Raw genomic sequence first — 14,748 nt, forward strand, 5'->3', positions numbered from 1 at the left:
GCCATGGGATTCGCCGGCTGCCCGACATCGCAACATGCTCTTACCGCCGCCTTTATTTATTTTCGATTCTAAGGTATATATTACGTAGTGGCTTATCTATCTGCATGTCTGACTGTTCCCGGCATTATCGCCGGTATCTGCCTATCGGTATCCGATATCAGATCGCGTACCGTGCCGCGGGCTGCGGTCATCACAGGGTATATCATCCAGCTGTCGGTTTTTGCTGCTTATGCTGCGGCAATTACGGCACATCTTTGTGATGCCGCCTGTTTTCATGACGGGCATAACCCGTGGGAAAGGCTTGTTTCAGCAGTGATTTCCTCATTCATATGCGCAGGCATCCAGTTCGCACTGTCTATGGTACGGCCGGGGGCACTCGGGTTTGGGGATACTACAGCCACATGGCTTATCACGCTGGCTGTAGGGTGGCTGGGATGGACCGCAGCAGTATGGTGGTGGACAGTCCTTGGGATACTTGGCCTCGCAGGGTTAGGGGCAATGAAGCTTATCACACGGGCAAGGAAAGCACAGCCCCACAGCATAGATACAAAAGTAAAAACAGGCAGCCTCCCCTTTGTACCTTTTATAACCCTGTCTGCCATTATCGTTATAGCAGCATACGCGGCGGGGATCCCCCTTTAACTGCAGCCCCGGGCTGAGGGCAGGGCATAAAAGAAAGAAACTACTTGCTGCTGCCTTTATTTTTCAGCCACTCGTGGTATTCCCGCGAATACTGGTTGAACGTCTCACTGTTATCAGTGAATTTAGTTTCGCCTGTATCAGTATTGACAGTCACAAAATACAGCCAGTTTCCCTGGACCGGATTGATCGCTGCTGCAATGGAAGCATCGTTGGCACTGCCGATCGGCGTGGGGGGAAGCCCCTTCTGTATACGCGAATTATAAGGGTCATTGGGATCTGCCAGCTGGGCGCTTGTCAGCTGGCTGGCATCATCAAGCCCCAGCCCGTATACATTGATAGCATCCATGCCTAAAGGCATATCTTTGGCAAGCCTGTTTTCGATCACCCGGGCAACTTTGCCGTAATATTCTGACCTGTTGACCTCCGCACCAATGATCGACGCCTTGGTAAGTATCGTTTCCCGGTCTTTTCCGGAAGGGACTTTAAGATCATCAAGATGTCTGATACGCGCCTGCACTATCTGTTTCAGGACATCGCCGGCACTGGCCGCATCTTTGATATCATACGTCCCCGGCTGCAGCCAGCCTTCAAAACTGCCTTTCGCCTCTGCGGGAAGTATTCCCGCACCTTTATTATCAATAATTTTCCGGAAATCTGCCTCCGTGAGGTTATCTGCTGCTGCGGCAGCATTCCTGATTACTTTCTTTACCGTATCCCCTGCAACGATGTTAAGGATACTTTTTGCATTATTGGGATTGCTCAGGACAGTAACAACATCCGACGCCTTCATCCCTTTCTTAAGCTCAAAAGTCCCCGGCTGCAGGGACTGGGCCGCACCTGCTCCTGATGCGGCATTGCTGAAAGCGCAGGAGGTCCTGACTATCCCTGCCTGCTCCAGCCGCTGCGATATGGAGCTTGCACTTTCGCCCTTGGCGATGGTAAAGTTTACGCTTCCAGTGCCCGGCCCGGGATAATCTGAACAGTCTGCCATTTTTTGCGCTGATTCAGTGTTTCGCTTTGCTGCAGATATCCCTCTGACAGTATAAAAAACCGCCGCAAGAAGGACGGCCGCAAGCAGTACAGCCAGTATTGCATGGGAAGCCCTGCGCCTCCCCTTATTCCGTCTGTCCCGTTCCCGGGCATGCCTTAACGCTTTACGCCCGGCTGGAGGCGAAGATGGTGCAGAATGCCTGCCGCCGGTATGCGCGGCATGCGTATTGCCTTCATTCAGACGGTTCTCGAAGAAATCCATGAAATCGTCATGATCCCTTTCGTTATCTGACATGAAGCCTCCAATCATCACTGCACGTGTTTCTTTTAAAATATCCTGAGCACGACCTTTGCATAATACCATATCATATTAGGCATAAGCTTTCAGCCGCTCAGCTCCCCTGCGGCGATACTGAGGACCTGTATGAATCCAGCGCGCTCTGCAGGATAATAACGGCAGCCTGCTGGTCTACAGCCTGCCGATGGCGGCGCATGCCCATCCCTGCTTCGTGCAGCTGGGCATGGGCACTTACCGTAGTCATCCGTTCGTCTTTAAGCTCAACACTGGCATCGTACCCGTCCGCAGCCAGCCTTCTGGAGACCGCTTCGCTGAACCGGCGTGCTTTCTTTGCTGACCGGCCTTCATTGCCGTCAAGCTGCAAGGGGTACCCGACCACTACGTGCTGCACATTGTTATCTTCGATCAGCGCAATAACATCATCCAGAGCATAGAAGTAATCGCCAGAAACGGCTATATTCCTGTCAGGATGCGCAAAAGAAAGTTCAGGGTCGGACAGGGCAACGCCTATACGGGAATTGCCCGGATCCAGTCCCATCCATATTCCGCCGGCAGACAAACCCTAGGCCTCGCTGACCTGCTGGCTGCGGACCTGCTGCTCAACCGCCTGCAGTGCCTCGCCGATCTCCCGGGCGTCCTGCCCCCCGCCCTGGGCAAAATCAGGCTTCCCGCCGCCGCCGCCGCCAAGTATCACAGAAGCGCTGCGTACAAGGTCTCCGGCTTTTATACCGGAATCCTGGGCAGGCCCGTTGACAGCAACGAAAATGACCGGCTTGCCTGTATCACTGCTTATCCCGGCAAGCGCCACGGCTGCCGGCCTGCCGCTGCCCAGCTGCGCACGGATATCAGTTACAGCCTTGCGCAGGGCATCGGCGGAACCGAAAGTGCCCACATCCTGGGTCACAGCAACCACAGGGCCGTCATCCTGCGCACCCTTTTTAACAAGCTGCGGGACCATGCTTTCTATCTGCTGCTCATAGATCAGTGCAAGCTTGCTGTCCGATTCCCTGAGTTTCGCCTCAAGCTGGGAAACACGCCCTTCTATTTCATCCGGACGCGCATTGAGCCCATCTGCAAGGCGGCTGACCATCATATGCTGGCTGTGGGTGAACTCGTAAGATTTTTCCCCCACAAGTGCTTCTATCCTGCGCAGGCCTGTGCCTACCGAGGACTCGGACACCAGCGTGAACGACCCGATCGTCCCCGTACGCCGGGCATGGGTCCCGCCGCACAGTTCCCTGCTCCAGCCGTCTGAGCCAATAGTCACGACGCGCACGATGTCACCGTATTTATCGCCAAAAAGATGCATAGCCCCAAGCTCCATGGCGTCATTGATCGGCATGTTCTTCCATGTCACTTCAAGGTCATCACGGATGCGCGCATTAACACGGGCTTCGATCTCATCGAGCTGCGGGCGCGTCAGGGCCTTTGACCAATGGAAATCAAAACGCAGACGGTCGGGATCAACAACGGAACCGCTCTGGGTCGCTTTATCGCCAAGCACTTCACGCACCACTTTATGCAGTATATGCGTTGCAGTGTGCGAATGGGTCATGCCAATACGCCGCGGGATATCAACAGAAGATGATACTTCATCCCCAACATGCAGTGTCCCTTCAGCCAGCCGGCAATGGTGCACGTACAGATCCTTAACAGGCTTCTGGACATCATCGACTTCAGCCGTAGCGCCGTTATCGCTGGATATCTCACCATAATCAGCCATCTGTCCGCCCTGTTCGGCATAAAATGGAGTGCGGTCAAGGATGATCTCTACCGTTGCAGGGCCGGCTGCTTCCTGCACTGCCCCCCGCTCATCATCGATAATGGCAAGCACCCGCCCGCGGCTCGAATACTCTTTATATCCTGTAAATTCGATGGGGGCTTCAAGCGCCTTCTTTATATCGTCGTACACACTTAAATCAACGTTATGGCGTTTTTTCAGCGCATCGGCCCGTGCACGGGATTTCTGCTCCGCCATAAGCTCCCTGAACTTATGGGTATCCACAGCGATCCCCTGCTCTGCGGCGATCTCAGTTGTCAGCTCAATGGGGAAACCATACGTATCATGCAGGGCAAACGCATCGCTGCCGGAAACGACCGGCCTCCCATCGATTTCCTGCTGCGTATCCTGCTTCGCCTTGCGGATGGCGGTATCAAGGATAACCGACCCCTGGTCCAGGGTACGCCTGAAGGCAGCTTCCTCGCCGTACGCAGTTTCACAGACAGAATCGAAATTGGTATCCAGCTCGGGATAGCTCAGCCTCATCTGTTCCTGGGATACGGGAAGGAGATGCGGCAGGACTTCCTGCTCTACGCCGAGCATTTTCATTGCACGGATACTGCGCCTGAGAAGGCGCCGCAGGACATATCCGCGCCCTTCATTGCTTGGCCGCACACCGTCGCCCATAATCATCAGTGCTGACCGTATATGGTCTGCAACAACGCGGAAACGGATATCATGGCCGGCATCATCCCCGTAGGACAGGCCGGACAGGCGTTCTGCTTCAGCGATCACAGGGAATATCTCATCGGTCTCATAAATATTCTGCTTGCCCTGGAGAAGGTATGCCACACGTTCAAGGCCCATACCCGTATCAATGTTCTTGCTGTCAAGCTCGCCAACAATATGGAGGTCAGTTTTTGACTTCACATTATCGACTTCAAAATTCTCAAAGACAAGGTCCCATATCTCAATATAACGTGTTTCGGAAGCGATGGGGCCGCCGTCCGGACCATACTCCGGCCCTCTGTCCACATAGATCTCCGTGCACGGCCCGCCGGGCCCCGGACCTCCTGTAGTCCAGAAGTTATCTTCCATACCGAGCACCTGCATATGTTCGGGGTCCATTCCCTCGTTACGCCACAATGCACGCGCCTCATCATCATCGGTATAGGTGGTGACCCATAATGTATCTTTATCGAAACCGTACCCGCCCTGATCCTGCGGCGAGGTCAGCAGATCCCATGCATAGTGGATCGCCTCCTCTTTGAAATAGTCGCCGAAAGAGAAATTGCCCAGCATCTGGAAGAAGGTACCGTGCCGTGTAGTCTTCCCTACCTCATCAATATCAAGCGTACGCACACATTTCTGATTGCTTGCCATGCGGCGCGACGGAGGCGTCTGCTCCCCGAGAAGATAAGGGATAAAAGGGACCATGCCGGCGATCGTAAAAAGCGTAGTCGGATTAGGGGAGATCAGAGAAGCGGAAGGCGTCACCAGATGGCCGTGTTTCTCAAAATAAGCCAAAAACCGCTTCGCAATTTCTGATGTACGCATACGAATCTCCTTTAGTTTTCCTATACTCCGGTCCTGGTCGCACTTTTACAGATTCAAATTGTAACCCATGCCAATGATGAAATGCCGCAGGACGCTGTCAGCAGAAGCACAGCCAGCCGATTGGCTGCGTTACAAGGATTTCTGGCCCTCTAACGGGGTATGCGGCCCCATTTGCACGCATCAGCCGGACATATACAAAAGCGGGTGGCCTGCACCACCCGCCTGAACTGCCCGTCACTGTGTATCTGCAGTATTTTAATTTTACTGCTTCCTGTCAGATCCAGACCGGGACACATATTTTTCTACATAATCGGCATTCAGCTGGCTCTCGCGGTCTTTCCTGTAGCTGTTGAAATCTTCAAACAGGCCGCGCAGCGTCCGCATAGCAACGTTCTCCTGGTCAGGCCCCAGGACAAATTCACGGGCATGTTTGGGAGTATGGTCTTTTACATACGCATTAGCCTTAGCAACGGTCATAACACCGGCAACGAATCCCATGCTGAACCAAAAAATCCTTTTAAACACGATATACACCTTTTCTGCTTAATCGTTGGCAGACGACGGACCGGCGGCCGCATCATCCGATGCTACATGCGCACCTGTAACAGCTTGGTCCGATCCGGCATCGTCATCTTTTTTATGACGCCTGCTGCTGATAAAATCAAGCGCTGTCTGCTTAACAGCATAGAAAGCTGAAGCAATTTTGATGATCGGCTTGCCCAGTATCGAGCCATACAGATCAGTCAGGGCAGTAATATTATTGGTCGTTGTGCTCACAGCCCCGGTCATCTTATTGGCATCATCAAGGCTCTGGTTGACTTTCCTGACCGTATCAACGCTTTCATCGAGCGCCGGGATAGTATGGTCGCCGGCATCTTTGACCGTTGTTGCGATCTGATCAAAAAGCCTGCCCAGCCTGATAAGGGGATAAATCATGAATCCAGCGAGTATTGCGAATGCAATTGCTGCGATAAGACCAGCAATTTGTCCAGCATCCATCCTGACCTCTTTCCATAAGGAAGACCGGAACCTGCATCAGCTGCTGATGCGTTCCCAGTCTTCTAACAGATACTATTATGTATTCCTCTCTAGGGTACCATGATATACGGTCGTACTGTGATCTGCAGCCGGCAGCGGCGGCACCCGGCTACTCGTTATATCCCGCAACGGAGATTGCACTGTCCAGCGTTTTACCGGTGTCGAAATCAAAACGCGTGATGCTGCCGTTGGCGGGGCGCCGGGTAAGGTCGTACCCCTCCGGCGCAAAGCGCGACATCATGCTCAGCAAAGTGTTGCCATGCGATATCTGGAGGACAGGGCTGCCGTCCGGAAGCCCCCATTCCTCAGCCGTCCGGGCGATGAGTGCAAACCCGGAATCAATACGCGCCCAATATTCAGCATCAGATTCAGCATCGTGGAAAGGATCGGCCTCTTTAAGGAAATCCCGGGTAGCTGCAAGCCCGTATTTTTCAACGATCGATGCATAGCCCGGCGCGCCGTGCGGGGCACCTGCAGCCCACCATGCTTCACCCATATCGTGCCCTTCAAAATACCCGTAGAACTGCTCACGGAAAGCAGCATCAGAGATGAACGGACGCGGACCCGTACTGCTGGCCCAGCAGGTATTAGCATCCAATATGGCCTGCGCTGTCTGCTGCGCGCGCGTGGTATCCGAACAGAAAGCAGCACTGAAACCAATATTTTTGAGCCTGTCCCCCGCCTTCAGGGCATCCTCGACCCCTGCCTCAGTCAAAGGCGAATTGGACCATCCCTGAAGCCTGTTATACCTGTTGAAATAGGTCTGTCCATGGCGGACGATGTACATATGTAAAAGCATACTTCCATTATTTCACCGCACCGCAACTTTTCCGGAGCTGATCAAAAGGGATGTCTCAATAGGACGTTACTCACCTACTTCACCGCCGAAGCAAACACATAATCTTTATAAGCTTTATCCACATTCCTAATATAAGTATAATTACTAGGATTAGAACCAGCCCCCAAATCCACTTTTTCCCCTTTGTGATGGACAACCCCATCATCATCAGTAACATCCCGTTTATACACCAAATCAGCAGGCTTTCTGCACCATGTGATGAACTCATACTCCTTCACGTCATACACCCACATACCACGACGGCGGGTACGGATATTACGAGCAAAATCCCTACCATACGCCCTACGCAAACTATCCACCGTCACAGCCCTCTGCGGATACCGGGAATCATAATAAGACACAGCAGCCTCCACTTCCTCCACCTGATCAGCAGGAATAGGATCCCCAGGCCACCGGGAAGGATCCGACTCAAACGAAAACCCCTTCGGAGCATCACGAAACGGAACACCCCTACCCACAAACTCACGGATCATCTCCGACGCCACATACGCATTCTCCCTGGCAACACGACGCCTCTCAGCCGCACACCAGGACCACACACCACCAGCCACCACACCACCAACAACAAGCACACACACCAGCACACCAACAACACGATGCCCACACGCCCTCAACCACACTGTCACACCCCCACCTACCGAACATCCCAAGCAAACACACTCAAATCAAACGAACCCATCTTCTCCAACCACACCCGGCAATCAGAAGCCTTCACCTCCAAGGCACTGATCTCTTCAGACAACGAAGATTTCAACACCCCAACTCGAATCCTCACAATAACCACCCTTCATATTGTTGTTATTTATTGTATACAGTTTTGTATGTTCCCTAGTCATTTATACTAATAACCCCAAAAGACGTGAACATAAACATACATACCTGTCTTTTTTTATAGCCATAGTTATGGCTATAAAGACCGGCTTGATCAATATTACCTACAATGGCATAGCAGCTACTACACTATACAGTTGAACGTTTACGGGTATGAACTGTAAATAAAAGTAAATATCCATCACACACAGTGCAGGACGGAAAATATGCCTGATTTTGATTTTGACGCGGTGGACCGCACACATATCAATTCTGTGAAATGGGATGTCGCACCGGGGGAACTGCCTATGTGGGTCGCCGATATGGATTTTGCGACTGCCCCCACCGTTATTGACGCTGTTAAACAGCGTATGGCAAATCCCACGTACGGATACTCCTTTATCCCGGAAGAGTATAATCAGGCTGTTTCATCATGGTGGAAAAGGCGCCATGATCATGATATTGACCCTCACAATATTATTTTTGCTACAGGTGTTATTCCCGCCATTTCTTCGGCAGTGAGATACCTGACCAACCCTGCGGAAAAAATCGTGATCCAGTCGCCTGTATATAACATTTTTTATAATTCGATTATTAATAATGGACGGCGGGTCATAGATGCCCCGCTCGCATACACCAGTGGCGAGTATTCAATGGATTTTGAAGCACTTGAAAGAGCTTTCAGCGACCCCCTGGCTACTATGATGATCCTCTGCAACCCTCACAATCCGGTTGGGAAGGCATGGAGCAGGAATGACCTCGCCCGGGTTGGAGAACTTGCAGATAAGTATCACATCACAGTCGTTTCCGATGAGATCCATTGTGATATCATGGATCCGGCTGTGACCCATATCCCTTTTGCTTCAGCAGACCCTGCATGCCGCCGTGTAGCCGTGACCTGCTGTTCCCCTTCAAAAGCATTCAACCTCGCGGGGCTCCATAGTGCTTACGTTATGATTGATGAACCGTAGATACGGCATCGTGTGGAACGGGGGCTCAATACTGATGAGGTTGCCGAGCCTAACGCTGTAGCCTGCCAGTCAACGATTGCCGCATATTCGCAGGACGGTGCACAATGGCTGGATGCGCTCAACGGATATATACAGGGGAATAAAGATCATGCAGCTGCAGCGCTGTCCGATGCACTGCCGGGCCTGCACATCCCCCGATCCGAGGCCACATACCTTATGTGGATCGATTGCAGCGCCTATACCGACGATGCCGAAAAATTGCAGGGATACGTACGCCAGGAAACCGGCCTTTATGTATCTTCGGGGCATGTTTATGGTGAGGCAGGGCGCACTTTCCTGCGCATGAACCTGGGGACGTCACGCAGCCTGGTCGAAGACGGCGTACAGCGCCTAATTGCAGCCTTGCGGAGCCTCTGATAAAGCTGGGATCACAGAGTAGCCTGACAGTATGCTCTGGCCGGCGGTAGAATGCGCAGATATTAAAATACGAAATTAGTTTGTCTCCAATAAATCCTAACGGAGATACGCAAAAGGCCGGCAGCACCCTGCCGGCCAATTTTCAACGCTTACTGTTAAAAGGGTTAACGTGCGTAGTATTCAACCACGTACTGGATATTGATCTGGACCGGGATCTCCTCAACTTCAGGCATACGGGTAAGTGTTGCCTTCAAAGAAGCGAGATTCACATCCAGATACCCCGGTACTGCAGGAAGGACATCACGGTGGACGCCTTCGGCAGCAGCCTGGAACGGCTCCATCGTCTGGCTCTTTGGCTTGACCTGGATAGTCTGGCCCGGTTTTACGCGATAGCTTGGACGGTCCACAACATTCCCGTCAACAAGGATGTGGCGGTGGACTACGAACTGGCGCGCCTGGGCTGTAGTGCGGGCAAAACCTGCACGCAGGACAAGGGCGTCGAGGCGTGTTTCCAGCTGCAGCTGCATAGAGCTGCCGGTCTGGCCGGATGCACGTGTAGCACGCTCATAAACTGCACGGAGCTGCTTTTCTGATACACCATACTGTGCGCGCAAGCGCTGCTTTTCGCGCAGACGTACTGCATAATCAGATTCTGCACGGCGGCGGTCACGCCCGTGCTCGCCCGGGCCGTACGGGCGTTTTTCAAAAAGGCGCTGGGCTTTAGGGGTCAATGCAATGCCGAGGGCACGTGATAAACGTACCTGACGGCGCGCACGCTGAACTTTAGTCATTTCATTTCCTATCTGTCGTTGTCTGTACGCAGGCAAAGCACTGTGCCCTGCCTAAGCCGGGCCTCTCCAGCGCTTACGAACATTACACATGTGCAGTGCACGGGAAGTTTTCCCCAATGTACCGGTCCCGCTGACGGGCTATGGCTTCAGAACATGTACCGGCCTGCTGCCGGGACACCGGGAACTACTATACACTACACAGCAGAATAAGCAAAAATGCGAGAGAGTAGCAGAGATAAATAAACAGGGCTGGCGGGCGGCACAGTAATACTGCAATCCCGCCAAGCCCCCCACACCGCTCATTTACACCGAAAAACTACCGCCGCCAGACGGAAGACACCCATCGCGTAAAAGAATCCCACCAGCCGCTGACAGTCTGGACCACGCTGCCCCACCATCTGCTCACAGCCCGGGTCGCCGTGCCCCACCAGTCGTGCTGCTGCTGGGATATCCCCTTTTCAGCCACCATATCCACTGACGGGATACCGGCAGTGCCCAGATACCCCTGTGCGTTAGAAGCGCTTACTGTCCCCAGTTTCATACCTTTAGCGACAGGGGCAGCCACAGTACCCTTAAGAGGTTCAAACAGCAGGATCCCCGCTTTCTTCCCCGTCTGCTGCGCGGAAGAAGCCTTTCCCGCTGACGAAAGCAGCTTCCGTTCCTGTGCTGAAAGGCATACGGTAAAGTCACGCACAGCAACGGCCTTTGCCCGATGTTCCATGCCGCCATCTACCGCAACATAACTGCCGTTATAGGATTCGTCTTTTTTAACTGCCACAATCAGGGAAAAATCAGCAAAACAGTAATCAAGCAGGTCTTTCATAGCAGCAAAACGCCCTTCACTGGCTGTCTGCTGCGGCTGATCAGCATGCTGTACGACTGCTATGACACGCATCCCGTTGCGCACTGCAGTTGCCGTAAAGCACTCACCGGCTATCTGGGTGGTCCCCGTTTTGAATCCGTCTACGCCGCTGTATTCATCTTCCTGCCCGGGAAGCATGTGGTTGGTGGATTTCAAAGACATCCCGTCAAACTCTGCTGTCCCGTTTTTCGTCATTTCAAGTACATCAGGGTAATCATGCATAAAATGCCACGTAGCTATGGCGATGCTTCTGGCGCTCATCATATTTTCAGCATCATGTGACGACCCTGGATATATATTATCTCCCAGATAGCTGTTGTTCAGGCCGGAGGAGTTATACAGCCTGGCATCTGTGATACCCCACCCTTTCAGCAGGGTTTTCATCTGATCAACAAATTTGGGTTCGCTTCCCGCTATCTTTTCCGCCAGTGAGACCGCAGCACTGTTTGCAGACCTCGTGAATGCTGCCGTCACAAGCTGCTTTACAGTGTAATCCCTTTTATCCATAGGTACCGTAGTCGTTTCCCAGTTCCTGGAAAGCCGATAGGAATAGTCGGAGATATGGATCCGGGTATCCCACGTCAGGCCGCCCTGCGCAATAGCTTTGTATACCAGGTAAAGGGTGATGATTTTCGTCATGCTTGCAATGCCGGCCGGTTTCGTCCCATCCTGATCATACAGTATCCGGCCTGTGCTGTATTCGACCGCATATGCATGGCTGGCACCTATCCGTACAGGTTTCCGGACAGCCGTGCCCTGCACAGCCTCCTGCCCTGCCCCTGTATTATCAGCGTAAGCAGCCTGGGCATTATCCACAAAACAGACGGCAAAAAGGACAGCAGCCACGCTGAGTATGACCGCTGCAAACCTTTTCATGATGGTAGTGACGCCGATTATGGGAATGCCAGCCGGATTATTGTTAGCCATCGGGGATGATCCTGCCTTTTCAGAGCTTTTCCAGGGGAGCCAGGCGGAGAAGGAGCCTTTTTACGCCGTTAGATCCGAAATCAACTGTTGCTACAGAATTATTCCCCTTATCCTGGAGCTCTGTCACAGTGCCCATCCCATGCTGGTCATGGACTACCCTGTCGCCGATCTGCAGCTCTTCTATACTGAGGGTATGACCCTTGGGCGGATTCCCTGCATGCGCGCCGGATGCCGTGTTCCCGGACCGCGATGCAGAAACCCCTAACGGCCTGACAGAAGTATGCTTTACGGTAACTTTGCCGCCCAGGCCTTTCTTTTTTGTCCCGTAGCCCTGCGTCCCATAGCTTCTGCCCGATCCTGATGTGCTCCCGTATCCATAGGTTTTCTGCGATCCATAAGATTTATGGGATCTGTAAGGCTGAGAGCTGGAATGCCGCGCGCCGCCGCCGAAACTTGGGCCGCTGAAAAATTCGGGATCAGAGAAATCGCCGAAACCGTCATAATCCCCGTCATAAGCAGCATCCCGGCCGTCAGTATCCCAGCGGTTCCGTATCCGCTCGGATGTAGCCTCCTTGCGTTCCCATTCAATAAGCTGCGAAGGTATCTCGTCCAGGAACTGGCTTGGGAGCAGGTCCTGGGCTTCGCCCCACTGCGCGCGGACCGCTGCCCGCGTTACATAAAGCCTGCGGCGGGCACGGGTAATGCCCACATAGGCCAGGCGCCTTTCTTCGGACAGCTCAGAAACATCTTCAAGGCTGCGGGAATGGGGAAAAGTCCCCTCTTCCATCCCGGTCAGGAAGACAACAGGGTATTCAAGCCCTTTAGCTGTATGCAGCGTCATCAGTGTGACCGTACCGCGGTCTTCTCCTTCATCCGGCAGCTGGTCAGCGTCCGCTACCAGGGATGTCGTCTCAAGAAACCCTGCCAGCGTGGCATCGGCCGTAGTCTGCTCGTATTCTGCCGCAACAGACTGCAGCTGGGACAGGTTATCCACACGCGACATATCCTGCGGGTCAAGCGATGTACGCAGCTCATCCAGCATCCGGGACTGTTCCAGGACCTGTTCAATGATCATGGACGGGTGCCCGTCATTCTCCTGCGCGAAAGACCTCAGCCCCTCCATAAGGTCTCTGAACCCCTTGATTGGATTAAGGGTCCTCGGTGCCATGCCCGGTATCTTTTCCGCCTGTTCCACAGCCTGCCAGAATGTTTCCACCTTTTCATTCCTGGCAGCATACCCGCTGAGGAGCGATTGTGCCCGTTCACCTATCCCGCGCTTGGGCACATTTATGATCCGCCTGGTATTGACGTCGTCAGCAGGATTGGCGATACACTGCAGATACGCTATAGCATCTTTGATCTCTCGCCGTTCGTAGAATTTTGTACCGCCGACAAGCTGGTATGGTATGCCTGAATTGATAAAAGCCTCTTCAAGCGCACGTGACTGGGCATTCGCCCGGTACATCACAGCGATATCTGAATACCTGCAGCCTTCCTCACTGACAAGCCGCGCGATCTCCTGGGCTATCCACTGCCCTTCCTGCTGGGCATTATCAGCAGCAAAACCGACGATCGCAGCTCCCCGTCCCGATGCAGTCCACAGCTTTTTAGGTTTACGGCCTTCATTCTGTGAGATAACAGCATTGGCGGCGTCAAGGATATTCTGTGTTGACCGGTAGTTCTGCTCAAGGAGGATAGTTTTCGCCTGTGGGAAGTCTTTTTCGAAATCAAGGATATTAGAAATATCAGCACCGCGGAACGCATAGATCGACTGGTCCGAATCGCCCACAACGGTTACCCAGGCAAGCCTGCCGCCCTGCTGATGTTCCGCCTGCTGCCCCTGTACGGCAGCTGCCCCCATCCGGGATGCTGCCGGTTTACGGCCCGCCTCATCTATGCCTGATAATGCGCGGATGAACTGGTACTGCGCATGGTTAGTATCCTGGTATTCATCTACAAAGATATATGCGAACCGGCGCCTGTAAAAGGCCAGCGCTTCAGGGCTTGCGGCAAACAGCTCAACAGTACGCATAATAAGGTCATCGAAGTCAACGGCATTAGCAGCGGCCATCCGATACTGGTATTCCGCATATACGGCAGCAAAAACGCGGTCCGCATTGCCCAGGTCGCCTATGGAACGGACAGGCAGGCCGGGGTGGAAATCCGGTGCGTGTTCATCAAGCTTTTCCCGCCAGCCTGCCAGGGAATTTTTCCAATCGGAGATAGCGCTGAGAATCACCCTGGGCGTGTACCGTTTGGAATCGATATTGAAATCCTTACAGATGATCTTGATAAGCCGCTGGCTGTCAGCTGTATCGTAAATCGAAAACCCGCTTTTAAGGCCAATCTCGCTGCCATGCCGGCGCAGGATGCGGACGCACGCTGAATGGAATGTCAAGACCCACATGCGTTCAGCAGCCGGACCGATTAAGGCGGCAAGCCGCTCTTTCATCTCCCTGGCAGCCTTATTGGTGAACGTGATGGCCAGAATCTGGCTGGGATATGCCTCCCACTGGCTCAGAGCCCATGCAATACGCCTTGTAAGGACACGTGTTTTGCCGGATCCTGCACCCGCCGCAATGAGGAGCGCCGGCCCCTCATACTGCACCGCCTGCGACTGCTGCTCATTAAGCCCGTTAAGGAGATATGCCGCTTCGCGCCGGACCACCTCATAATCCGAAGTATCCGGCACAGCCGCCCCCGCTGTCTGCGCAGGGAAACCGTCAAAAGGTCCGTTTACAGGCATATTCCTCCATCCAACACATTATGTCAGTGCAGCAGTTCCGTTAAAACCGCATTACATTTATCACCCGGTTATATATCTAACTATTTATCATAACGCGACATACCTTTTTACCACATACAC

Annotated in this window: 13 protein-coding genes; 3 read left to right on the forward strand and 10 right to left on the reverse strand. The window is 53.2% G+C overall.

Features of this window, described 5'->3' with window-relative positions; all coding sequences use genetic code 11:
• Positions 1–87 precede the first annotated feature (87 nt).
• Positions 88–642, forward strand: a complete 555-nt coding sequence (locus tag HMPREF9156_RS0103050) for an A24 family peptidase (RefSeq protein WP_007147333.1) — start codon at positions 88–90, stop codon at positions 640–642.
• 40 nt (positions 643–682) lie between these two features.
• Here HMPREF9156_RS0103050 and mltG read toward each other — a convergent pair whose 3' ends face one another.
• The 7 genes from mltG to HMPREF9156_RS0103085 all read right to left on the reverse strand — a co-directional run bounded on the left by mltG (position 683) and on the right by HMPREF9156_RS0103085 (position 7,730).
• The gene (gene mltG, locus HMPREF9156_RS0103055; protein ID WP_007147334.1) at positions 683–1,927 is read right to left on the reverse strand and encodes an endolytic transglycosylase MltG; all 1,245 of its coding nucleotides are present in this window, start codon (positions 1,925–1,927) and stop codon (positions 683–685) included.
• A gap of 97 nt (positions 1,928–2,024) precedes the next feature.
• The gene (ruvX, locus tag HMPREF9156_RS0103060; protein WP_017147440.1) at positions 2,025–2,468 is read right to left on the reverse strand and encodes a Holliday junction resolvase RuvX; all 444 of its coding nucleotides are present in this window, start codon (positions 2,466–2,468) and stop codon (positions 2,025–2,027) included.
• Between the two features lie 24 nt (positions 2,469–2,492).
• Positions 2,493–5,207 (reverse strand): alanine--tRNA ligase, encoded by a 2,715-nt coding sequence (gene alaS, locus HMPREF9156_RS0103065; RefSeq protein ID WP_017147441.1) that lies wholly within the window; start codon positions 5,205–5,207, stop codon positions 2,493–2,495.
• A gap of 261 nt (positions 5,208–5,468) precedes the next feature.
• Positions 5,469–5,732 carry a hypothetical protein gene (locus HMPREF9156_RS0103070; protein ID WP_029246336.1) on the reverse strand — a complete coding sequence of 88 codons (264 nt, stop codon included), beginning with the start codon at positions 5,730–5,732 and terminating at the stop codon, positions 5,469–5,471.
• Between the two features lie 18 nt (positions 5,733–5,750).
• Positions 5,751–6,206, reverse strand: coding sequence for a DUF948 domain-containing protein (locus HMPREF9156_RS0103075; protein ID WP_007147338.1), 456 nt, complete (start codon positions 6,204–6,206; stop codon positions 5,751–5,753).
• A gap of 148 nt (positions 6,207–6,354) precedes the next feature.
• Positions 6,355–7,044, reverse strand: a complete 690-nt coding sequence (locus HMPREF9156_RS0103080; RefSeq protein ID WP_017147443.1) for a histidine phosphatase family protein — start codon at positions 7,042–7,044, stop codon at positions 6,355–6,357.
• Between the two features lie 74 nt (positions 7,045–7,118).
• Positions 7,119–7,730 carry a hypothetical protein gene (locus HMPREF9156_RS0103085; protein WP_007147340.1) on the reverse strand — a complete coding sequence of 204 codons (612 nt, stop codon included), beginning with the start codon at positions 7,728–7,730 and terminating at the stop codon, positions 7,119–7,121.
• A gap of 411 nt (positions 7,731–8,141) precedes the next feature.
• On the opposite strand from HMPREF9156_RS0103085, the gene HMPREF9156_RS07335 reads away from it, so the two are divergent.
• Entirely contained in the window at positions 8,142–8,885 is a 744-nt protein-coding gene (locus HMPREF9156_RS07335; RefSeq protein ID WP_007147341.1) for a MalY/PatB family protein, read from the forward strand.
• Between the two features lie 12 nt (positions 8,886–8,897).
• On the forward strand, positions 8,898–9,302 hold the full coding sequence (locus HMPREF9156_RS07340; RefSeq protein ID WP_007147342.1) for a beta C-S lyase family protein: 405 nt from the start codon (positions 8,898–8,900) through the stop codon (positions 9,300–9,302).
• A 164-nt stretch (positions 9,303–9,466) separates the two neighbouring features.
• Here the strand turns inward: HMPREF9156_RS07340 and rpsD are convergent, their stop codons facing one another.
• The 3 genes from rpsD to HMPREF9156_RS0103110 all read right to left on the reverse strand — a co-directional run bounded on the left by rpsD (position 9,467) and on the right by HMPREF9156_RS0103110 (position 14,628).
• Complete coding sequence (gene rpsD / locus HMPREF9156_RS0103100) at positions 9,467–10,093, reverse strand: 30S ribosomal protein S4 (protein ID WP_007147343.1); 627 nt, start codon at positions 10,091–10,093, stop codon at positions 9,467–9,469.
• A 316-nt stretch (positions 10,094–10,409) separates the two neighbouring features.
• A complete protein-coding gene (locus HMPREF9156_RS0103105) occupies positions 10,410–11,882 on the reverse strand; it encodes a serine hydrolase (RefSeq protein ID WP_007147344.1) in 1,473 nt (490 codons plus the stop codon).
• Positions 11,883–11,901: 19 nt separating this feature from the next.
• Positions 11,902–14,628, reverse strand: a complete 2,727-nt coding sequence (locus tag HMPREF9156_RS0103110) for a UvrD-helicase domain-containing protein (RefSeq protein WP_007147345.1) — start codon at positions 14,626–14,628, stop codon at positions 11,902–11,904.
• Between the last annotated feature and the right edge of the window lie 120 nt (positions 14,629–14,748).

This window comes from Scardovia wiggsiae F0424, from assembly GCF_000269605.1.
GTDB lineage: Bacteria > Actinomycetota > Actinomycetes > Actinomycetales > Bifidobacteriaceae > Scardovia > Scardovia wiggsiae.